Annotated in this window: 23 protein-coding genes; 11 read left to right on the top strand and 12 right to left on the bottom strand. The window is 60.8% G+C overall.

All coding sequences use genetic code 11. From position 1 onward, the window contains the following. Window positions 1–4: 4 nt before the first annotated feature. Window positions 5–1054, bottom strand: a complete 1050-nt coding sequence (locus tag EFB14_RS26460) for a LacI family DNA-binding transcriptional regulator (protein ID WP_126829484.1) — start codon at window positions 1052–1054, stop codon at window positions 5–7. Between the two features lie 475 nt (window positions 1055–1529). Between EFB14_RS26460 and EFB14_RS26455 the strand changes: the two genes are divergently transcribed. Beyond that, window positions 1530–2153: a carboxymuconolactone decarboxylase family protein gene (locus EFB14_RS26455; protein ID WP_126829483.1), complete on the top strand. Its 624-nt coding sequence runs from the start codon at window positions 1530–1532 to the stop codon at window positions 2151–2153. A gap of 26 nt (window positions 2154–2179) precedes the next feature. Here EFB14_RS26455 and EFB14_RS26450 read toward each other — a convergent pair whose 3' ends face one another. Beyond that, complete coding sequence (locus tag EFB14_RS26450; RefSeq protein WP_126829482.1) at window positions 2180–3220, bottom strand: alpha/beta hydrolase; 1041 nt, start codon at window positions 3218–3220, stop codon at window positions 2180–2182. Window positions 3221–3590: 370 nt separating this feature from the next. Here EFB14_RS26450 and EFB14_RS26445 point away from each other — a divergent pair, with 370 nt between their 5' ends. Continuing rightward, entirely contained in the window at window positions 3591–4214 is a 624-nt protein-coding gene (locus EFB14_RS26445) for a nucleoside 2-deoxyribosyltransferase (RefSeq protein WP_126829481.1), read from the top strand. Here the strand turns inward: EFB14_RS26445 and EFB14_RS26440 are convergent. Next, on the bottom strand, window positions 4189–5076 hold the full coding sequence (locus tag EFB14_RS26440; protein ID WP_126829480.1) for a LysR family transcriptional regulator: 888 nt from the start codon (window positions 5074–5076) through the stop codon (window positions 4189–4191). The two genes, EFB14_RS26445 and EFB14_RS26440, sit on opposite strands and share 26 nt — an antisense overlap. A 125-nt stretch (window positions 5077–5201) precedes the next feature. On the opposite strand from EFB14_RS26440, the gene EFB14_RS26435 reads away from it, so the two are divergent. Then, entirely contained in the window at window positions 5202–6053 is an 852-nt protein-coding gene (locus EFB14_RS26435; protein ID WP_126829479.1) for an oxidoreductase, read from the top strand. Between the two features lie 146 nt (window positions 6054–6199). Further along, window positions 6200–7204 carry a ketopantoate reductase family protein gene (locus EFB14_RS26430; protein ID WP_126829478.1) on the top strand — a complete coding sequence of 335 codons (1005 nt, stop codon included), beginning with the start codon at window positions 6200–6202 and terminating at the stop codon, window positions 7202–7204. 36 nt (window positions 7205–7240) lie between these two features. Here EFB14_RS26430 and EFB14_RS26425 read toward each other — a convergent pair whose 3' ends face one another. Further along, window positions 7241–8233: an alpha/beta fold hydrolase gene (locus EFB14_RS26425; protein ID WP_183605063.1), complete on the bottom strand. Its 993-nt coding sequence runs from the start codon at window positions 8231–8233 to the stop codon at window positions 7241–7243. A 135-nt stretch (window positions 8234–8368) separates the two neighbouring features. Between EFB14_RS26425 and EFB14_RS33060 the strand changes: the two genes are divergently transcribed. From EFB14_RS33060 to EFB14_RS26415, 3 genes are all read left to right on the top strand, one after another. Beyond that, complete coding sequence (locus EFB14_RS33060; RefSeq protein WP_164737582.1) at window positions 8369–8527, top strand: hypothetical protein; 159 nt, start codon at window positions 8369–8371, stop codon at window positions 8525–8527. Window positions 8528–8721: 194 nt separating this feature from the next. Then, window positions 8722–9033, top strand: a complete 312-nt coding sequence (locus EFB14_RS26420; RefSeq protein WP_126829476.1) for a DUF1883 domain-containing protein — start codon at window positions 8722–8724, stop codon at window positions 9031–9033. Between the two features lie 225 nt (window positions 9034–9258). Beyond that, on the top strand, window positions 9259–9933 hold the full coding sequence (locus tag EFB14_RS26415; protein ID WP_126829494.1) for a VIT1/CCC1 transporter family protein: 675 nt from the start codon (window positions 9259–9261) through the stop codon (window positions 9931–9933). Window positions 9934–9963: 30 nt separating this feature from the next. Here EFB14_RS26415 and EFB14_RS26410 read toward each other — a convergent pair whose 3' ends face one another. Continuing rightward, window positions 9964–11280 carry a replication-associated recombination protein A gene (locus EFB14_RS26410; RefSeq protein WP_126829475.1) on the bottom strand — a complete coding sequence of 439 codons (1317 nt, stop codon included), beginning with the start codon at window positions 11278–11280 and terminating at the stop codon, window positions 9964–9966. After that, window positions 11277–12680 (bottom strand): DegQ family serine endoprotease, encoded by a 1404-nt coding sequence (locus EFB14_RS26405; RefSeq protein ID WP_126829474.1) that lies wholly within the window; start codon window positions 12678–12680, stop codon window positions 11277–11279. Before EFB14_RS26405 ends, EFB14_RS26410 begins: the two co-directional genes overlap by 4 nt. A 147-nt stretch (window positions 12681–12827) precedes the next feature. Here EFB14_RS26405 and EFB14_RS26400 point away from each other — a divergent pair, with 147 nt between their 5' ends. Both EFB14_RS26400 and EFB14_RS26395 read left to right on the top strand, forming a co-directional pair. After that, window positions 12828–13208 carry a YkvA family protein gene (locus EFB14_RS26400; RefSeq protein WP_126829473.1) on the top strand — a complete coding sequence of 127 codons (381 nt, stop codon included), beginning with the start codon at window positions 12828–12830 and terminating at the stop codon, window positions 13206–13208. A 23-nt stretch (window positions 13209–13231) separates the two neighbouring features. Continuing rightward, window positions 13232–13585: a lysozyme inhibitor LprI family protein gene (locus tag EFB14_RS26395; RefSeq protein WP_126829472.1), complete on the top strand. Its 354-nt coding sequence runs from the start codon at window positions 13232–13234 to the stop codon at window positions 13583–13585. Window positions 13586–13643: 58 nt separating this feature from the next. Here the strand turns inward: EFB14_RS26395 and ilvD are convergent, their stop codons facing one another. Then, entirely contained in the window at window positions 13644–15482 is a 1839-nt protein-coding gene (gene ilvD / locus EFB14_RS26390; RefSeq protein WP_126829471.1) for a dihydroxy-acid dehydratase, read from the bottom strand. 334 nt (window positions 15483–15816) lie between these two features. Between ilvD and msrP the strand changes: the two genes are divergently transcribed. Next, entirely contained in the window at window positions 15817–16764 is a 948-nt protein-coding gene (gene msrP, locus EFB14_RS26385) for a protein-methionine-sulfoxide reductase catalytic subunit MsrP (protein WP_126829470.1), read from the top strand. Next, entirely contained in the window at window positions 16764–17420 is a 657-nt protein-coding gene (gene msrQ / locus EFB14_RS26380) for a protein-methionine-sulfoxide reductase heme-binding subunit MsrQ (protein WP_126829469.1), read from the top strand. The genes msrP and msrQ overlap by 1 nt, the downstream gene beginning before the upstream one ends. Window positions 17421–17429: 9 nt before the next feature. Here the strand turns inward: msrQ and EFB14_RS26375 are convergent, their stop codons facing one another. From EFB14_RS26375 to rpsM, 5 genes are all read right to left on the bottom strand, one after another. Beyond that, complete coding sequence (locus EFB14_RS26375) at window positions 17430–17837, bottom strand: ribosomal maturation YjgA family protein (protein ID WP_126829468.1); 408 nt, start codon at window positions 17835–17837, stop codon at window positions 17430–17432. Window positions 17838–17983: 146 nt separating this feature from the next. Then, the gene (rplQ, locus tag EFB14_RS26370; protein WP_126829467.1) at window positions 17984–18406 is read right to left on the bottom strand and encodes a 50S ribosomal protein L17; all 423 of its coding nucleotides are present in this window, start codon (window positions 18404–18406) and stop codon (window positions 17984–17986) included. 123 nt (window positions 18407–18529) lie between these two features. Further along, window positions 18530–19540, bottom strand: coding sequence for a DNA-directed RNA polymerase subunit alpha (locus EFB14_RS26365; RefSeq protein WP_003547579.1), 1011 nt, complete (start codon window positions 19538–19540; stop codon window positions 18530–18532). A gap of 97 nt (window positions 19541–19637) precedes the next feature. Further along, window positions 19638–20027 (bottom strand): 30S ribosomal protein S11, encoded by a 390-nt coding sequence (gene rpsK, locus EFB14_RS26360; protein WP_003547577.1) that lies wholly within the window; start codon window positions 20025–20027, stop codon window positions 19638–19640. A gap of 133 nt (window positions 20028–20160) precedes the next feature. Continuing rightward, on the bottom strand, window positions 20161–20529 hold the full coding sequence (rpsM, locus tag EFB14_RS26355; protein WP_003573772.1) for a 30S ribosomal protein S13: 369 nt from the start codon (window positions 20527–20529) through the stop codon (window positions 20161–20163). Between the last annotated feature and the right edge of the window lie 198 nt (window positions 20530–20727).

The following is a 20727-nucleotide window of genomic DNA, read 5'->3' as shown; positions in this document are numbered from 1 at the left end:
GGCATCACGCAAAGTCCTGTTTGGTTTTGACGCTCATGCCGGCTCCGCAGCTCTCGCGAACGACCAGCCGAACGGCTGTCGTCACCGTCTCCGCCTCGGCCTTGCCGGCGTTGATCTGCTTGAGAAGCATCTGCGCACCGCGGCGCCCAATGCCCTGCGGATCGACCGAGACTGTTGTCAGCGCCGGAACCGCCGCCTGGGCCTCGATGACGTCGTCGAAGCCCACCACGGCAAAGTCGGAGCCGGGCTCCAGACGGCGCGCGCGCAATCCATCGCAAACACCGAAGGCGACGGCATCGTTGAAGCAGACGGCCGCGGTCGGTTTGTCGGCAAGACCGAGCGTTTTTCCGATCGCCTCGACCCCGCCCGCTCGCGAGGGCGCGGACGCGATGACGAGTTCTTCATTGAAGCCGAGCCCGGCTGCCTCGACGCCACTTCGGTAGCCGGCAAGGCGGTCGTCGAAGACAGCGGTATCGGGAAAGCCGCCGAGAAAGGCGATGCGTTTATGACCGAGTCCTGCCAGGTGCTGAACCGCGGACATCATGCCGGCCTGGTTGTCGGAGACGATGGATGAGACTTTGGCGCCGGGCAGGTTTCGGACGACAACCACGACAGGAATCCCCGCCGCAACGAGCGGCTTGAAGTCCGCGGCATCGGTGGCGCGCGCCGGCGACACGATGAGGCCGGAAATGCCATGTTCGCGCATCGATGCAACAACTTCGCGCTGCCGGTCGATGCTCTCACCGGTGTTCGACAGGAATTGCACGAAGCCGGCCGACTGAACGACCATGTCGACGCCGACCGCGAGTTCGGCAAAGAAGCTGTTCGTCAGGTCGTTCACGACGACGCCGATGATCCTTGATTTGGCACCTGCCTGCCGAAGATTAGCTGCGCCGCGATTGTAGACGTAGCCCAGCTCGCGCATCACCGCGTTGACCTTGGAACGCGTGCCTTCATTGACCAGGGAGGAGCCCTGAAGCACCAGCGAAACCGTCGACTTCGAGACGCCGGCGGCCTTCGCGATGTCGATGACGGTTACCCGCGCCTTGGTCACTCTTTCCTCCACACGATCAACGTAGACTGATCGTTAAATATTTGGAACGTTCCAATTCTGTCAAGTGAAATCTGCACAGACAGGCGCCTGATAGAAGTATGCACAGCGAAATTCGGCTTTCTGGATCGTCGAATTTTCTGCCTAAAAATTGGAACGATCTAAAATCTGACCATGACTGAGAGACATGTGTCGATATTTTGCGACCTGCAAAATCGTGCTTGGCGCACGACTAAGAGATCATTGAAGGTGTTTCCCGTGAAGGCAAGGAGCAGCCGAACCGACGCCACGGCTTGCCCAAAGGAGCCGCCGACCATGGGCGAGGTTCGACGTGCAAGAGGATGCGGATCGACATTCACCGCAACCTCCCATCGAGAGAACTGGTAACGCTTCTGCGAGCAGTGACGCTGCCTGATATTTCTGGATTGCTGTCCTGCATATCTACCCTATCCTTCTCGCAGTAGAGGAGGACCATGCCATGGCTTTCATTCACACTCCCAATGCATCCGCCAGCGAGAAGACAACGTCGATGTATGCGTCGGCGGAGGCGAGTTACGGTTACCTGCCGAACATGTACCGTGCCTTCGGCCACCGGCCTGAGGTGATGGAAAGCTGGGGAGCGCTGCTTTCGAGCATTCGCAGCCATATGAGCCTCAGGCGCTACGAGTTGGTGACGCTGGCGGCGGCCAAGGAGCTGAAATCCTCCTATTGCATGCTGGCGCACGGCTCCGTACTGCTGCGCGAAGGTTTCACCAGCGACGGGCTGACGGCGGTCGTCAACGAGACGGAAAAGGCGCCGATCGATGCCGGCGAACGCGCAATCATGGCCTTTGCCGCCAAGGTGGCGCGCGATGCGACGTCGATCACGCAGCAGGATATAGACGGGCTGAAGAAACATGGGCTGGGCGATGCCGAGATCTTCGACGTCACTGCGGCAGCAGCGGCCCGGTGTTTCTTCTCGAAAATGCTGGATGCGCTGGGTGCTGCCCCCGATCATGCCTATATCGAGCGGCTGGAGCCGAATGTGCGAAAGGCGCTCAGCGTCGGCCGTGAGGTCGAGCGGCCTCTGGCGCCTGCGCCAGCCCACGGCACATCGCAATGATGCGGTGATTGAGAAGGCCGCAGCGCCTACTCCTTCGGCCTGTCAGCAAAATGCCGGATTGCAAATTCGGCGATGTTCTGACTCGCTCGATCGGCGTCATCGAGCAGCGAGGGAAATAGCTGCCACTGATGAGGCATGCCCGGCCAGATCTCGGTGGTGACATCCACACCGGCCTGACGCGCCTTGTCGGCGAGCCGCAGCGTGTCATCAAGCAGAGCTTCGCCGGAGCCGACCTGCAAGAGCAGCGGCGGAAAGCCCTTCATGTCGGCATAAAGCGGCGACACCTGGGGATCGGTCGGCGGCCGGCGGCCGAGATAGGGCTTGCGGAGGGTTTCGATCCAGGCCTTATCGACCAGAGGATCGCTTGCGGCATTGGATGTCATCGATCCGCCTGTCGCGGCCAGATCGGTGATGGGACTGAGCGCCACCACAGCCGCCGGCAACGGCTTTGCCGCCTGCATCTGCCGCAGAACAGTCTCGATTGCGATATTGCCGCCGGCGCCGTCTCCCGCCACGACCACGTTCCCGTTGTCATAACCGTTGTCGAGAAGCCAGCGATAGGCCGTCAGCGCGTCGTTGATCTGCGCGGGATAGCCATATTCCGGCATCAGCCGATAATCGATAAGGAGCACGTCGCTCGATGCAGCCTTGGCGAGCGAGCCGGCAAGCAGGCTGTGGGTGCGGATGGAGCCGCCGGAGAAGCCGCCGCCGTGGATATAGAGGATCACCCTTTCACCAATCGGGTGATGAAGACGGGCGGGCCACATCAGCTCGGCTTTGACGCCATCGGCATCGATCTGCCGAAGCTGGATTCGCGTCGGCCCCGGCGTCGCCTCCATCAGCGCCTTGAAGGCCGTGCGCCGCTGCTGCAGGCTGTCGGCGCCGGCAAAATGATCCTTCCAGAGGCCGACGAGCTTTTCGACCTGCTCGCGCGAAGTCTGGCTTTGCGGCCCGATGTCCTGCCCGACCGCCGCCGTTGTCAGCAGCAGCGTGGTCGCCAAAGCGGCGAACAGACATGCGAGCCGCCTGGGGGCTCGAATACCAGCTGGCGAATTCCGACCGTTCATCAACCTCTCCCGACGATCCTGGCCATGGCCGCATCTTTGGCCGGTTCGCTCACCGGAGTCAAAAGGGTGACAGACGCAAACCTCAAGCTTTTTCCGCGGGCATCGCCTCGATGATCGCTCCGAAGCCTGCCATCATGTGGCGGCGCTCGGATGACGGAGACATGGCAGCTCCTCCGGAAACCTTCCGCTGCGCCTGGAACGAAGGCCGGCAGTTGCCCGTTCACTGCGGGCTCTTCAGGCTGCTTCTCAAAAAATTGGGCAAACTCCCTGCCGGCATGGCTTGCCATTTGCGGTGCTTCCGTCGGAAATGGATTCCGTGCCTGGCGGTCCCAGCCCGGCACATCGTCTCGCATGTGAGTGAAGGATACCGATGACCACGATCTATCTTGCCGGCCCGGAAGTCTTTCTCCCGGATGCCATGCCCGTCATGGCCGAAAAACGCCGTTTAGCACGCCAGTTCGGCTTCGAGCCGACCGGCCCCGGCAGCGACGAAAACCAGACGCCGGTGAAGCGCACGGCTGCAGAGATCTACGCACGCAACGACACCGCTATGCGTCGTGCCGAGATCTGCCTTGCCAACATCACTCCCTTTCGAGGCGTCAGCGCCGATCCGGGTACGGTCTATGAGATCGGCTTCATGATTGCGCTCGGAAAAGCGGTCTTCGCCTATACCAATCACCCCGATGACTATGGCCTGCGTGTTCGTTCCATCTGGTATGCGGGGCTTGATATCGATGAGACGAGCGGGCGCCCACGCGGACCGGACGGCATCGCGATCGAAAATCACGGCATGTCCGACAACCTGATGATCGACGGAGGCATCGAGGCGACGGGAGGCAAAGTGTTCCGTGCGGCCGCTCTCCCCGCGGATCCCGCCCGCGACCTGACGGTTTATTTTGAAGCGCTTCAAACGATCGCCAGCCTGCGCGCTGATGGCGCCCGCGGCACAGATTTCCTGCCTGTCAGCCCTACGCCGCGCGCATCGCCTCGATGACCGCCCTAAAGCCCGCCGACATATGGCGGCGGCTCGGATAGTAGAGATAAAGCGATTCCTCCAGCTGGCACCAGTCGTCCAGCACCTGGACCAGTTCACCACTGGCGATTGCCTTTTCCGCCCGCGGCTCCCAGACATAGGCAAGGCCGACGCCATCAAGCGCCGCCTGCATCATCAGCTCGTGATCGTCGAGCGACAGCGGCCCGGTCGGCTGAAAGCTGACCGTCTGGCCGTCCTTCTCGAATTCCCAGGCATAACGCGCGCCCGATGGAAACATGTTCTGGATGCAGAGATGCCGCTTGAGGTCGTGGGGCGTTTCCGGCTTCGGACGTGTCTCGAAATAGGCTGGCGAGCCGACGACGACGAGGCGGATGCGCGGCTTGATGCGCAGCGCGATCATGCCTTCGGTGACACGCTCACCGAAGCGGATCCCGGCATCGAAGCCTTCATCGACGATATCGACCAGCCTGTCGGTGGCGTTGATTTCCAGCTGCAGGTTGGGATTCTTCTTGAGCAGCGGCCCGATGACATGGCCAATCACGAAGGGGCCGATCGAATTCGGCACGTTGATCCTCACCTTGCCGAAGGGCGTGTCGCGATAACGGTTGAGCGCATCGAGCGCGCCTGCCATCTCGCCGAAGGCAGGGTCGAGATGCGAGATCAGGAGCTCGCCTGCCTCGGTCAGCGAAACGCTGCGCGTCGTGCGGTTGAGCAAGCGGATTCCGACCCGATCTTCGAGATTGAGCACGGCGTGGCTGACCGCGGAGGCTGTGACACCCCGCTCCTCGCCCGCCTTGCGGAAACTTTTATGCCGCGCAACGGCCGCAAAAGCTGCGAGTTCGGAAAGTTCGGCAGCACGCATTGCTGAATTTCACTCATCATAGTTTCAAGAATAACGAATCTTATACATCAGAGGATTTTCGGTCAAATTCAACTCGTCAGCACAGAGATGCGACGCCAACCGAATAGTTCTGGAAGGAATTCGTTATGAAAGTCTGGTTCATCACTGGTGCATCCCGTGGCTTCGGCGCTCTGATGACGAGGGAAGCCCTTGCAGCAGGCGATGCCGTCATCGCCACCGCCCGCAACCCGAAGACCGTCACCGAGCAGTTCGGCGATCATCCGAACCTGCTTGCCGTCGCCCTCGACGTCACCAACGAGGCACAGGCAAAGGAGGCCGCGGCTGCCGGCATCGCCCGCTTCGGCCACATCGACGTGCTTGCCAACAATGCCGGCTACGGCCTGCTCGGCGCCGTCGAGGAAGCCACGGCCGAAGAGATCGAAAAACTCTATGCCACGAACGTCTTCGGTCTCCTGAAGGTGACACGTGCCGTGCTGCCCTATATGCGCCGCCAGCGTTCCGGCCACGTGCTGAACTTCTCCTCGATAGGCGGTTATTTCGGCTATCCCGGCTGGGGCGTCTACGGCTCGACGAAATTCGCCGTCGAGGGCCTCTCCGAATCGATGGCCGCCGAACTCGAGCCCTTCGGCATCAAGGTGACGATCGTCGAGCCCGGCTTCTTCCGCACGGACTTCCTCGCCGACAATTCATTGGCGATCAGCCCGGCTTCGATCGCCGATTACGAGGGCACACCGGCCGGTAATATGCGCAACTTCGCCGTTGACGCCAACCATGCCCAGCCCGGCAATCCAGCCAAACTCGCTGGCGGCATCATGACAATGGTCAATTCAGCCAATCCCCCGCTGCGCATGCCATTCGGCAGCGATACGGTGGCGATGATCGAGGCTCAGCATGCCAGCGTCGAAACGGAACTTGCTGCCTGGCGCGAACTCGCCCTCTCTACGGATTTCGCCAGCGATGCAACGACCGCTGCCTAAGATCCCTGCCGCCCGTTCCAACCTTAAGGGACAAGGCGGCGGCACCGTCGAGGCTGCGGAAAGAGCGCCTTGCGACAAATTAGCATTCGCCTCTCGCCGGGGATGACTTAGATCTAGGTCAAGTCACGACCATGAAGAGGCAATGCATGTCCATCAAGACCATTTGTATCTATGGCGCCGGGGCGCTTGGCGGTGCCATCGCCGCCAAGCTCGCAAACAGGGTCGGGAACGACGCCTCCGTCTCCGTCGTCGCCCGCGGGGCTCATCTCGAGGCCATCCGCAGCCGCGGTCTCAGCCTGCACGAAGCCGATGCGGAAACGCCGCTGAACGTCCATCTCACAGCGACCGACGACCCTCAGACATTGCCGCCGCAGGATCTCGTCATTACCGGCCTCAAGGGGCATCAACTCCCGCCCGCCGCCGAGGGGATCGCAAGCCTCCTCAAGGATGGCACCCGGGTCGTCATGATCCTGAACGGCATTCCGTGGTGGTATTTCCATCGCGATACCAGGAGCGGGCACGCGGAACTGCAATTCGATGAACTCGATCCCGACGGCAGGCTTTGGCGGCTGATCGGGCCGGAACGCGTCATTGGTTGCGTCGCCTATCAAGGCGCGGAGGTGATCAATCCGGGCGAGATCCGGCTTTCCAACAAGGGACGCTTCGTGCTCGGCGAGCCCTCCGGCGAAATGTCACCCGATCTCGAGGCGATCAGTACCTTGATGACCAGTGCCGGCCTCAGCATTGCGACGACACCCGATATCCGTGACGAGATCTGGAGCAAGCTGATGGGCAATGCCGCCTTCAACCCGATCAGCGCGCTGACGCGGGCTGTCATGACCGACATCATGGCAGATCCGGTGCTTTCGGCCATGGTCGGCAAGGTGATGAATGAGGTGCGCGCCGTCGGCGAGGCGCTGGGCGCGCGCTTCACCATGACGATCGAGCAGAGGCTGGAACATTCGCGCCATGTCGGCGCCGTGCGGACATCGATGCTGCAGGATCTGATCGGCGGCAAGGCGCTCGAAATCACGCCACTGATCGGCATGCTAGCGGCTCTCGGGCGCCTCAGTGCCACGCCGACCCCGGTGTCGGAAACGATCCTGGCGTTGGTGACACAATTGGATCGGGAAAATCAGCGCGGCAGCTGATGGCAAGGCGGCCGGGGAAAACCCCGCCGCCTTCGTTTATTTTCCGACCTGCTCGGCCCAGTTCGGCGCCTTGCCACCACCATCGAGGAAGGTCATCGTCATATTCGCCATGAGAGGCGAGGCAAAGGTCTCGTAGTGGGTGAGATCGGGCAAGATCGCCAGTCGATTCTTCGACATGTTTTCCCGCGTCCAGCCCGCATCGCGCAGGCCGCCGCCGAGCTTGTGGTAGAAGTCAATCATATGCTCGGGGCGGATCATGTCGGCATCGCCATACGTCAGCATGACGGGCATGGTGAGCTTCGCGACGGCATCGCTGTAATCATTGGGTTCGCGCATCAGCGCACCCATGGCGTCAAGCAGCTTCGGGAATTCGGATACGTCGGGCGCCACCGCCTTGTAGGACAGAAACATCGGCGTATCCTTCATCATGTCGGCCATAGCGGCACCGACGGCCGCCTGCTGCGGCAGCATCTCGGGGAAGAAACCGTTCTGCGCATAGGGCGCCGAGAGTATTACCAGCCGACGTACGCGGTCCGGCGCATTCGCCGCCATGTTCAGCGCCACTCCGCCGCCGAAGGAATAACCGAAGACATCGAGCTTGTCGTAGCCGAGCTGCTTCACCAGGATCGCTAGATCGGCGCCGATTGCCGGAAGCTCGATCGGGCGATTGCCGAGGGGCGTGCGGCCATGGCCCTGCAGATCGACGGCAATCACCTGCCGGTGGTCGGTGAAAATCGGCATGACGGGCGTGAACATCTCGATCTGCCCAAGGCCACCATGAAGGAGAAGCAGCGGTTCGCCCTCGCCGCGGATCTCGTAATAATAATCGATGCCGTTGACAGGCACCCTTCCCTTACGCACGAGAGGCGCTATCGCCTTGTTGTCTTCGATAGCGGGTGCGCCGCCGGCAGCTGAGATATCCGGGGCGGCCAGGAATGCGGCAGCTGTGGCGATCATAGAAATCAACGTCATCTTCGACATGCCCTTGCTCCGTGTTTGCATCGATACCGCAAGGACGGCTGTGATCATCCCCTTCCTACATCACACTCCGAAATTTCTGCCGTCGGCCTTTATATCATTCCTATATTTTCGCCCCTCGCCCCGAATGGATTTCCTATCGCAGCCAGCAGTAGACTCTCGCGATCATTGCAAAGGTCAAATGCCATGCGAAATGTGATGTCCTCCGCCTTCCACCCTCTTCGCCCGCACAGAATCACGCGCAGCAGCCGGCAGGTGCGCGGAAAGCGCACCGCCTGGGCGCTGATCGTCTTCGGCATCGTGCTCGCCTGCGTCGAGCTTTACATCGTTTACTCCGCGCTCTGAGGTCCGTCCGGGGAACGGCAGACGCCAATTCGCGCGCTTTGCGCGCGGGAATGCGCGTATCCGCTAATCTTGCCATTCTCCCGCGGTTTCCGTTGCGGGAGAACGCAGACATGCGTTGAAGGGCTGATTTCCAACCTTTCCTTAACTGACATGTCGCTAAAATGCTGGCATAGATTTCAGACGCCACGAGACCAATGCCGAAACCGAATTTCCGCTTCACCCATTATGATCTCAAGGAACAACGCGCCGGGACGATCATCGAGGTGTCGTTGAATGCGGTGAACAACGTTCGCCTAATGACGGCGCCGAATTTCCAGCGCTTCACCGAGGTTCTCGATTTCAAATATATTGGCGGCGTGGCGCGCAAATCGCCGGTCAAGCTCGCCGTTCCTGAAAGCGGCCATTGGCACGTGGTCGTCGATATGGAGGGCCATCACGGCCTTGCGGAATCCTCCGTCAAGGTGATTGCCGCGCCTGCTAATCAGAAGATGCCGCGGCCCTCCTGAAATTTGCAGCACCGCGCATCTTTCGAACGTGCTTCGAAAAACCGTGACGAGACGCCCAATCGTGCTGATCTTGATTGCGATCAATGAATCAGACCGCAACGTCGCTCACAGTTCTGCGGTCGCGAGGTTTACCTCCGCACAGCCAGTTGCAAGTCAGCTCCTCATTCATGTTCCGCTAAAGAGTGAGGACAGCAGACTATGACCTTCATCACCTGGGGGCAGTCCATGACTTCGAACCCTATCGATCATATCACCAATGTCATCGATCCCGGCGATGCACTCGGCGAAGTCCTTTTCGGATTGATCATGGCGCTGACATGGACGGTAGGTTCGAGGCTTGTTTTTGAAGATGAAGGGTTAGATGTCCATGGGTTGATCGTCGCAACAATCGGATGCAACGTCGCTTGGGGGATCATTGACGCCGTGTTGTTCATTCTGGGTACGACGTTTTACAAGAGCAGACGGCTGCGCCTTTTTCGGCAAATCAAAGCCGCCAGAAGCGAAACTGCGGCGCTCAAGATGCTCGCGAACGAATTCCCGATTGAAGAAGCACCATTTTCTGGAAGGGCCGCCGATGCGGACGCACTCTATCGATCACTCCTGACGCTCGCATCTCGGGCCGATCCTGTGAAGGTGTCCCTATCGCAAGGTGATCTCTGTGCCGCAATCGCGGTCTTCTTTCTCGTCTCGGTCACCTCCATTCCGGCGGTGACCCCTTTCCTTCTCATCGACAGCCCGCACCTTGCTCTGAGAGTCAGCAACCTGTTTCTCATCATGCTGCTGTTTGTGACGGGTTATGCATGGGCGAGATTTTCGGGAGGCAGGCCTTTTTATGCAGGGATGACGATGACTTGTCTCGGTTTGCTTCTGGTTGCAATAGCGATCGCTCTTGGCGGTTGAGCGCCCTTTGCCGCCGACCAGGCATAAACGTCAGCGCGGGTTGCGCTCCTTGCGAAGCTTCGCCCACCATTCCAGCCGCTTGCGGATATCGCGCTCGAAACCGCGCTCCGGCGGATCGTAGAAGGTTTGGCGGCCCATCTTCTCGGGGAAATAATCCTGGCCGGAAAAGGCGTCAGGCTCGTCGTGGTCGTAGCGGTAACCCTCGCCGTACCCCTCACCCTTCATCAGTTTTGTCGGCGCATTGAGAATGTGTTTCGGCGGCAGCAGCGAGCCGTTCTGCTTTGCAGCCTGGCTGGCGGCCTTGAAGGCGGTGTAGACGGCGTTCGATTTCGGCGCGGTGGCGAGATAGACGCAGGCCTGGGCGAGCGCCAGTTCGCCCTCAGGCGAGCCGAGATACTCGTAGGCATCCTTGGCGGCGTTGCAGATCACCAACGCCTGCGGGTCGGCAAGGCCGATATCTTCCACCGCCATGCGCACCAGCCGCCGTCCGAGATAAAGCGGATCCTCGCCGGCATCGAACATGCGGGCGAGATAATAGAGAGCGGCATCCGGGTCGGAGCCGCGCACGGACTTATGCAATGCAGAGATCAGATTGTAGTGACCGTCCTGCGCCTTGTCGTAGACCGGGGCGCGGCGCTGGACGATGCGCGTCAGGCCTTCGGTGTCGAAGCTTTCGCGCTCGCGCGCCGCGCGCCAGACTTCCTCAGCGAGTGTCAGCACGGCGCGGCCATCGCCGTCAGCCATGCGGATCAAGCTGGCACGAGCCTCCTCCGTCAGTGGCAGCGGCTTCTGCTCGATCGTCTCGGCGCGCTTCAGCAGTTCCTCCAGGCTCTCCTCGTCATGCGACTTGAAGGTCAAGACGCGGGCGCGTGACAAGAGAGCGGCATTCAGTTCGAAGGACGGGTTCTCGGTGGTGGCGCCGACGAGGATGACGGTGCCGTCCTCCATGACGGGCAGGAAACTATCCTGCTGGGCGCGGTTGAAACGGTGAATCTCGTCGACGAAGAGCAGCGTCTGACGGCCGTCCATTCGCCGCAGGCGGGCTGTCTCGAACACCTTTTTTAGATCGGCAACCCCGGAGAAGATCGCCGATATCTGCTCGAAAGCCAGGCCCGCCTCGCCCGAAAGCAGCCGCGCTACCGTCGTCTTGCCGGTGCCCGGCGGACCCCAGAAGATCATCGAGCCGAGCGAACCGCTTTCGATCATCCTCTTCAGCACGCCGTCCTCACCGGTCAGGTGTTCCTGACCGGTGACATCGGCGAGCGTCTTCGGCCGCAGCCGGTCGGCAAGCGGCCGCCTGGCGGCAACCTCTTCCGGAACACGCGGCGCGAAAAGGTCATCACTCATCGGAAGAACTGCCGGATGCGCCGGCCGTCACGCTCGATTTCGACCCGCCAGAGGCCGGGATCGCTGTCGGCGATCTCGGACAGCTCGCTGGTTGTCGTCACGTTGGTGCCGTTGATCGAAACGATGATGTCCTTCGGCTCGAATCCGAGACGGGCGGCTGGAGAATCCTCCTTTACGTCGGAGACAACGACGCCAGCCGATTCTGACGGCATGCGCAGTTCATCGGCAACACGCGGCGACAGGTTCTCGACGACGGCGCCGGTAAAGGGCGTGTGTCCGCCGATCGTGCGCTGGTCGCGCGGTGAGGTTTCCGGCGCGCGGGCGAGCGTCAGCGGAAGTTGCTCCTCGCGGCCGTTCTCGATGACGGTAAGCTTGACCGACTTGCCGAGACCGGCCGTCGTCAGCCGGTAGAGCAGCGCATCCGGATGTTCGACGGAAATGCCGTCGACGGCCGTGACGATTTCGCCGGCCTTCAGCCCGGCCTTGGCGGCCGGCCCGCCTTCCGAAACCTTGACGACGAGTGCGCCGCGTGCCTTGTTGAGCCCCAGCGCCTCGGCCACCTCAGAGGTCACGGCATCGAAGCTCGCGCCGACATAGGGGCGCTCGAAAGATTTGACGCCGGCATCGGCCGAAGCGAGGAAGACCTTGACCAGATTGGCGGGAATGGCAAAGCCGATACCGTTCGAGCCGCCGCCGCGCGAGAAGATTGCGGTATTGATGCCGATCAGCTCGCCCTTCATGTTCATCAGCGCGCCGCCGGAATTGCCCGGATTGATCGAAGCATCGGTCTGAATGAAGAAACCGAACTCGTTCTTGACCACTTGGTTGCGGGCAAGTGCGGAGACGATGCCGCTCGTGACCGTCTGGCCGACGCCGAAGGGATTGCCGATCGCCAGTACGAGATCGCCGACTTCGACGGCGTCGGAATTGCCAATCGCCAATGTCGGCAGGTTTTCCTTGGTATCGATCTTCAGCACGGCGAGGTCGACGCGGTCGTCGCGCAGCACCACCTTGCAGGGGAATTCCCGACCATCCGACAAGGCTACCTTGATGTCGTCGGCCCCTTCGACGACGTGATTGTTGGTCACGATGGTGCCGTTCGCCTCAACGATCACACCCGAACCGAGCGACGATTGTTTTTCCGAGCGGTTCGGCATCTGCTGGCCGAAAAACTGCTCGAAGAAGGGATCGCCGGCAAAGGGCGACTGGCGCTGGATGATCTTTTCCGCATAGACGTTGACGACGGCGCCTGAGGTCTGTTTGACCAGCGGCGCGAAGGAGAGCTGCATCTGCATCTGGCTCTCCGGCACGGTCTTTGCCGTCTGCGCGTGAACGGCAGCCGGTAGAACGAGCATCAGAGCGAAGAGCGAGACGGAGGCGCGCTTGAAAAGGCCTTGCATGGGTATCCCTTTTGAATCCTCTTGAGAAATTGTTTTAGCGCCCGACGCTAGAAAGGAAAGAGGGCGGAAGCATGGAAGAATAAGGCAAGCAGGGGCTCAAGAGATTCTGCTTGAAGCATTTGCGAATTCGATTCAGGAAGATCGGCCATGCAACTGATATCAAAAGCCAAAATCTGGGCGAAGTCACTGAAGCGTGACATCGTCGCATTGTGGCTGGCCGCACGTCATACCCGCGTGCCGTGGTATGCAAAGGCAGTGGCGGGCGCCGTTGCAGCTTACGCGCTGTCACCAATCGATCTGATCCCCGATTTCATTCCCGTGCTCGGATATCTCGACGATCTTCTGATCGTGCCGCTCGGGATCATGCTGGCTATCCGGCTTGTCCCGGCCGACGTGATGGGCGAGCTTCGTGAGGAGGCCGCAAGGCGCATCGAGCGCCCTTCCGGCCGGGCCGGATTGATCTTCATCCTTGCCGTCTGGCTCGCCTGCATCATCTTCCTGGCTCTGGCATTGCGCAAGTTCGCCTGAACGGCGGCAACGGAGACTTACGAATGGCGATGACAAGAGCGATGACGGCGGCCTTTGGTTTGGTGATCCTGATTTCCGGATCGAATAGGACCGAGGCGGCGAGCTTCGATTGCGACGCAAAGGAATTGAAGCCGGACGAAAAGGTAATCTGCGATAACCGTGCCCTGAACGACGCCGATGTGAAGATGGCGACCGCTTTCGAGCTACTCTCCGGCCTGTTGGCAATGGGCTCGCGCGGCACATTGCAGGACGAACAGACCACCTGGCTGAAGAAACGGCAGGAATGCGGAGCTGATGCTGTCTGCATCAAGGCTGCCTATGACGAGCGGCTGAAGCAACTTGGCGAAACCTATAAAAACATCAACCGGCCGCTTTGAAAGCGGCCGGTTGGCAGAGCTGCTGACTCTTAATCAGCGGGTCGTCGGTTGAGATCCCTCAGCGAGCGTTCAGATCGCGCACGGCGCCGCGATCGGCACTCGTTGCGAAGGCTGCGTAGGCCTTCAGCGCGGTGGTGACGTTGCGCTTGCGGACTTCTGTGGGATGCCAGCCCTTGGCGTCCTGATCGGCGCGGCGGGCGGCAAGTTCGGTTTCGCTGACGCGCAGGCTGATCGTGCGGTTGGGAATGTCGATGTCGATCATGTCGCCTTCGCGCACCAGACCGATCGTGCCGCCATTCGCCGCTTCCGGCGAGACGTGGCCGATCGAAAGACCAGAGGTGCCGCCGGAGAAACGGCCGTCGGTGATGAGCGCGCAAGCCTTGCCGAGGCCCTTCGACTTCAGATAGCTCGTCGGATAGAGCATTTCCTGCATCCCCGGGCCGCCCTTCGGGCCTTCGTAGCGGATGACGACGACGTCGCCGGCTTTCACCTCGTTGGCGAGGATGGCCTTGACCGACGCGTCCTGGCTTTCGAAGACGCGGGCGGGGCCGGAGAATTTCAGGATCGATTCATCAACGCCGGCCGTCTTGACGATGCAGCCGTCGATCGCGAGGTTGCCCTTCAGCACGGCAAGACCGCCGTCCTTCGAGAAGGGATGCTCGACCGAGCGGATGACGCCGTTTTCGCGATCGGTGTCGAGATCGTCCCAGCGGGCTTCCTGGCTGAAGGCGACCTGGGTCGGGATACCACCCGGAGCGGCGCGATAGAAGTTGCGGACCGTTTCGCTGTTGGTGCGGGTGATATCCCAGCGGTCGATCGCATCGCCGAGCGTCTCCGCGTGGACGGTCGGGCAATCACGGTTCAGCAGGCCACCCTTGTCGAGCTCCCCGAGGATCGACATGATGCCGCCGGCGCGGTGGACGTCTTCCATGTGCACATCGCTCTTGGCGGGCGCGACCTTCGATAGGCACGGCACGCGGCGCGACAGGGCGTCGATATCGGCCATGGTGAAATCGATCTCGCCCTCATGGGCAGCGGCAAGAATATGCAGGACAGTATTGGTCGAACCGCCCATGGCGATGTCGAGCGCCATGGCATTTTCGAAGGCCTGTTTGGAGGCAATGGTGCGCGGCAGGGCCTTGACGTCGTCCTGCTCGTAATAGCGGCGGGCGAGATCGACGATCAGGTGGCCGGCTTCGACGAAGAGGCGCTTGCGGTCGGCGTGGGTGGCGAGCGTCGAGCCGTTGCCGGGCAGCGACAGGCCGAGTGCTTCCGTCAGGCAGTTCATGGAGTTTGCGGTAAACATACCGGAGCAGGAGCCGCAGGTCGGACAGGCCGAGCGCTCGATGACCTTGACGTCCTCATCGGAAATCTTGTCGTCGGCAGCGGCGACCATGGCGTCGACGAGGTCAAGAGCATGCGTCTTGCCGTGCAGCACGACCTTGCCTGCTTCCATCGGGCCGCCGGAGACGAAGACCGTGGGTATGTTGAGGCGCAGCGACGCCATCAGCATGCCGGGGGTGATCTTGTCGCAGTTGGAGATGCAGACCATGGCGTCGGCGCAATGGGCATTGACCATGTATTCGACGCTGTCGGCGATCAGTTCGCGCGAGGGCAGCGAATAGAGCATGCCGTCATGGCCCATGGCGATGCCGTCGTCGACGGCGATCGTGTTGAATTCCTTGGCGACACCGCCGGCCGCTTCGATTTCGCGAGCGACGAGCTGTCCGAGATCCTTCAGATGCACGTGGCCGGGCACGAACTGGGTGAAGGAATTCACCACGGCGATGATCGGCTTGCCGAAATCCGAATCCTTCATGCCCGTGGCGCGCCAAAGGCCGCGCGCGCCCGCCATGTTGCGGCCGTGGGTCGTGGTTCTCGAACGGTAAGCTGGCATCGGTGTCTTCCTCGATATCTAGGAATTATCAGGCGAAGCGGGCGGCTGTGGAGTTTGCGGGCCAGGCGATCGCTGCTTTTTGGAATTGTCCTAATCCAATCGACCGAGACTGTCACTACCGGGAAGGCCAAATCCGGTACGCTGCCGCGTGGAGCGATCCGAAGCGCATCCATCATATACGGTTCGACGAGGCCTTTCGTTACAGCCTATTCCATCACAGCCGAACACAAAAAATTGGCTTCCCGTCGGCGATATTCAAGGCATAGACATTGATCGAACATGCGGGCGGTTCGTTTAGGAACTATAATGGGTAATCCGCCCTGGAGGTTTTGACATGCCAACCTATCGCCCACCGAAGATCGTCTCATCGGAGATCACGCCGCGGCAGGTCTATCTGCGTCGCCGCGAATTCCTGGGCGCTGCAGCACTTGGCGCCATGTCGCTCTATGGCGCCGGTAAGGCCAGCGCGGCGGCGCTTTCTGCCGTCGAGAGCAAATACAAGGTCGATGAGAAGACGACCCCGCTCAAGGACATCAAGACCTACAATAATTTCTATGAGTTCGGCCTCGACAAGGGCGATCCCGCCGCGCTTTCCGGCAATTTCAAGCCGCTGCCCTGGACGATCAAGGTCGACGGCATGGTCAACAAGCCTGGCACCTTCGACATCGAGGCGCTGATGAAGGAATTCCCGATCGAGGAGCGCACCTATCGGATGCGCTGCGTCGAGGCCTGGTCGATGGTCATCCCCTGGGACGGCTTTCCGCTGGCCTCCCTGCTCGACAAGGTCGAGCCGCTCGGCAGTGCCAAATACGTCGCCTTCGAAACGGTCGTGCGGCCGGAGGAAATGCCGGGACAGAAGGGATTTTTCCAATCGCTCGACTGGCCCTATGTCGAGGGTCTGCGCCTCGATGAGGCGCGCCATCCGCTGGCACTGCTTGCCGTCGGCCTCTACGGCGAAACGCTGCCGAACCAGAACGGCGCACCGATCCGGCTCGTCGTGCCGTGGAAATACGGCTTCAAGGGCATCAAGTCGATCGTTCGCATCACGCTCACCGACCAGCAGCCTAAGAATACCTGGCAGGTGACCAACCCGCAGGAATACGGCTTCTACGCCAACGTCAATCCGGCCGTCGATCATCCGCGCTGGAGCCAAGCCACCGAACGGCGGATCGGCGAAAGCGGCTTCTTCGGGGCGAGCCGTCACCCCACCCTGCCCTTCAACGGTTATGCCGACGAGGTGGCAAGCCTTTATGCCGGCATGGATCTAAAGGCGAATTTCTGATGGCGGAACTGTCGCTCGCCATCCCCAAGCGCTGGCAGCCTGCCTCCGTCTGGCTGCTTTACATCGTCGGGCTCGTGCCTGCGGCCTGGACTTTCTATCTCGGCGCGACCGATCAGCTCGGCGCCGATCCGGTCAAGACCTTCGAGCTTTTCCTCGGTATCTGGACGATCCGTTTCCTGATCGCAACACTTGCCGTCTCCCCTACCCGCGAGCTTTTTGGCTGGAACTATCTGCGCTATCGGCGCGCGCTCGGCCTTTTGACCTTCTACTACGCGCTGATGCATTTCACGGTCTACATGGTGCTCGACCAGGCGATGGATATTTCTGCCGTCATCAACGACGTGCTGAAACGCCCCTTCATCATGTTCGGTATGGCAGGCCTTGCAATGCTCGCGCCACTGGCAGTGACATCCAACAATTTCTCCATCCGCCGCCTCGGCAAGAACTGGATCTGGCTGCACCGCCTCGTCTACATCATCGCCGCCTGCGGGGCGCTGCATTTTGCGCTCTCGACCAAGATCCTCGATCTCCAGCAATATATCTATGTCGGGCTGATCATCGCGCTCATACTCTACCGCTCCTACCGGCCGATCGCACGCAGCCGGAAGAAGGAGCATGGACGGCCGCGCCAGCGCGCGGTGGCTCCAGCTCGATGAGGCTTGGGGTCAGCGAGGACGCCTTGCCGAATCGAACATGCAGGCCACGGCTATTCCGATCGCGTAGGCCAGGATGTTCCAGAGGGAAAATATACGGCCGAGCAGCAATGCGCCCGCTGTGGTCACCCGAAACGCGCCGAGCCAGGGCGTGTGATAGAGCCGGAATAATTCGACTGAAATCGCCACGCACAGCGCCGTGATAGCAACTGCCGCCGGCCGCAACCTGTCGAAAAATAGCGCCAGCAGCAGATAGACCATCGCGCCCCACAGGGCCGATCCACCATATTTGACGACAATGAAGGGCAGATCGACGGCGTAGCCGAAGCGCCTGAGCGCCAGTCCGAGGACGATGACGAGAAGCAGGGCGACGAGACGGAGGAGCTGTGGTCGTGACCAGGTTTGAATAATTTCGCGCAATGACCTTGTCCCGTCACGATCTCGGCCGATCGACGGCCTGAGGTGCAGATACTTCACTATAAGCAAGCCGGTTGTCGGCCAATACACAAACGAAAACAGCCGGGCTTTGCAGCCCGGCTGTCCTGTTTCCGGCGAAGCCGAAAATCTTAGGCGGCGACGGCCTGCTCTTCGGCAGCGACGCGGGCCTTGTCGGTTGCGCCCTTGGCGAAGGTGTCGCGGTCAACGAATTCGACGACGGCCATGGCGGCATTGTCGCCCTGGCGGAAGCCGGCCTTCATGATACGCAGGTAGCCGCCGTTGCGGGTGGCGTAGCGCGTTGCGATCGTGTCGAACAGCTTCGAAACAACGGCGGCGTCGCGGATCTGCGAGATCGCCTGGCGGCGAGCATGCAGGTCGCCGCGCTTGCCGAGCGTGACGAGCTTCTCGACGATCGGACGGATTTCCTTGGCCTTCGGCAGGGTCGTGACGATCTGCTCGTGGGTAATCAGCGAAGCCGCCATGTTGGCGAACATCGCCTTGCGGTGGCTTGCAGTTCTATTCAGCTTGCGGCCGGCTTTACCATGGCGCATTGCTATTCTCCTTTAATGCAGGTGCCCTTACGCTAAATGGGCCTGCCGTTTCCTGGCACATGCAGGCGATCGGCCTGCTGTTTGACGGGGAAAGGCAGCCGAAAGAGCCTGCCTTTTGTTTTCTCAGTACTGGTCTTCGTAACGCTTGGCGAGATCTTCGATGTTCTCGGGCGGCCATGCCGGCACTTCCATGCCGAGGTGCAGGCCCATGGAAGCGAGAACTTCCTTGATTTCGTTCAGCGACTTGCGACCAAAATTCGGCGTGCGGAGCATTTCTGCTTCGGTCTTCTGAATGAGGTCGCCGATGTAGACGATGTTGTCGTTCTTCAGGCAGTTTGCCGAACGGACCGACAGTTCGAGTTCGTCCACCTTCTTGAGGAGAGCCGGGTTGAAAGCGAGTTCGGTGACTGCTTCCTCTTCGGTTTCCTTCTGCGGCTCGTCGAAGTTGACGAAGACGCCAAGCTGATCCTGGAGGATGCGCGCCGCGAAAGCGACGGCGTCTTCGCCGGTGATCGAGCCATCGGTTTCGATGGTCATGTTCAGCTTGTCGTAGTCGAGAACCTGTCCTTCGCGGGTATTTTCAACCTTGTAGGACACCTTCTTGACCGGCGAATAGAGGCTGTCGACCGGGATGAGACCGATCGGAGCGTCTTCCGCACGATTGCGTTCGGCCGGAACGTAGCCCTTGCCGTTGTTGACGGTGAACTCCATGCGGATTTCGGCGCCCTCGTCGAGCGTGCAGATGACATGCTCGGGGTTGAGGATTTCGATATCGCCGACCGTCTGGATATCGCCAGCAGTAACAACGCCCGGGCCCTGCTTACGCACGACCATGCGCTTTGCGTCGTCGCCATCCATCTTGATGGCGATTTCCTTGATGTTGAGCACGATGTCCGTGACGTCTTCGCGGACGCCCGGAATCGAAGAGAATTCATGCAGCACGCCATCGATCTGCACCGCCGTGACGGCAGCGCCGCGCAGCGAGGAGAGCAGAACGCGGCGAAGCGCGTTGCCGAGGGTGAGGCCGAAGCCGCGCTCCAGCGGTTCGGCAACAAGCGTCGCCCTGGTGCGCGAGCTCGAGGAGAACTCCACCTTGTTCGGCTTGATCAGTTCCTGCCAGTTCTTCTGAATCATGAGTTTGCCTTCCGTTCGTTGCCACCATCCAATCGTGACAACCGAGCTTGAAAACCACCGGGAGCGCGAAGGCGCTCACCGGTGACGAGAGCGATGATCAGACGCGGCGCTTCTTGCGCGGACGGCAGCCATTGTGCGGGATCGGGGTCACGTCGCGGATGGACGTGATCATGAAACCTGCAGCCTGGAGCGCGCGCAGAGCCGATTCACGACCCGAACCCGGACCGCAGACTTCGACTTCCAGCGACTTCATGCCGTGCTCCTGGGCCTTCTTGGCGCAGTCTTCGGCAGCGATCTGGGCAGCGAACGGGGTCGACTTGCGCGAGCCCTTGAAGCCCTTGGCGCCAGCCGACGACCAGGCAATCGCATTGCCCTGCGCATCGGTGATAGTGATCATCGTGTTGTTGAAGGTCGAGTTGACGTGGGCGACACCCGACGAGATATTCTTGCGCTCGCGACGGCGAACGCGGACGGCTTCCTTAGCCATGGTATTCCTTTCTTGGATCTCTGCACCGCCGTAATGCCAGCGGCTACACCGGAACGGCGCCTATATGGTCCCGCTCCAAACTCAAAAGAGGCCGGCGCAGACCGCCAGCCTCCCCACTCCGGTTTCCCGGAAATTACTTCTTCTTACCAGCGATTGCCTTTGCCGGACCCTTGCGGGTGCGGGCATTGGTGTGCGTGCGCTGACCGCGGACCGGAAGGCCGCGGCGATGACGCAGGCCGCGGTAGCAGCCGAGGTCCATCAGGCGCTTGATGTTCATCGCGGTATCACGACGAAGATCGCCTTCGACCTGATAGTCGCGGTCGATGGCTTCGCGGATCTGAAGGACTTCTGCGTCCGTCAGCTGATGCACACGACGTTCGGCCGGGATACCGACCTTTTCGACGATTTCCTGTGCGAATTTCGGACCGATCCCGTGAATGTAGGTCAGCGCGATAACAACGCGCTTCGCAGTCGGGATGTTGACGCCAGCGATACGTGCCACGCCTGTTCTCCTTGCATTCCAGTTGCCATCCGGCAAGTGGGCTTCGTTATGCAGCTCTTGAGAGCCGCCCGTTCAGATTTACGTCCGTAACATGTCAAAACGACCGCACCCGGACTTCCCTGGGAAATCCGCGCCGATCGCATGGAATGTCGCGAGTTGGCGCGGTGTTTAGCGGAATCACTGCTGAAAAGCAACCGT

Origin of the sequence: Rhizobium fabae, from assembly GCF_003985135.1 — a bacterium.
GTDB lineage: Bacteria > Pseudomonadota > Alphaproteobacteria > Rhizobiales > Rhizobiaceae > Rhizobium > Rhizobium pisi.
This window is presented reverse-complemented; position numbering and strand designations above follow the sequence as displayed.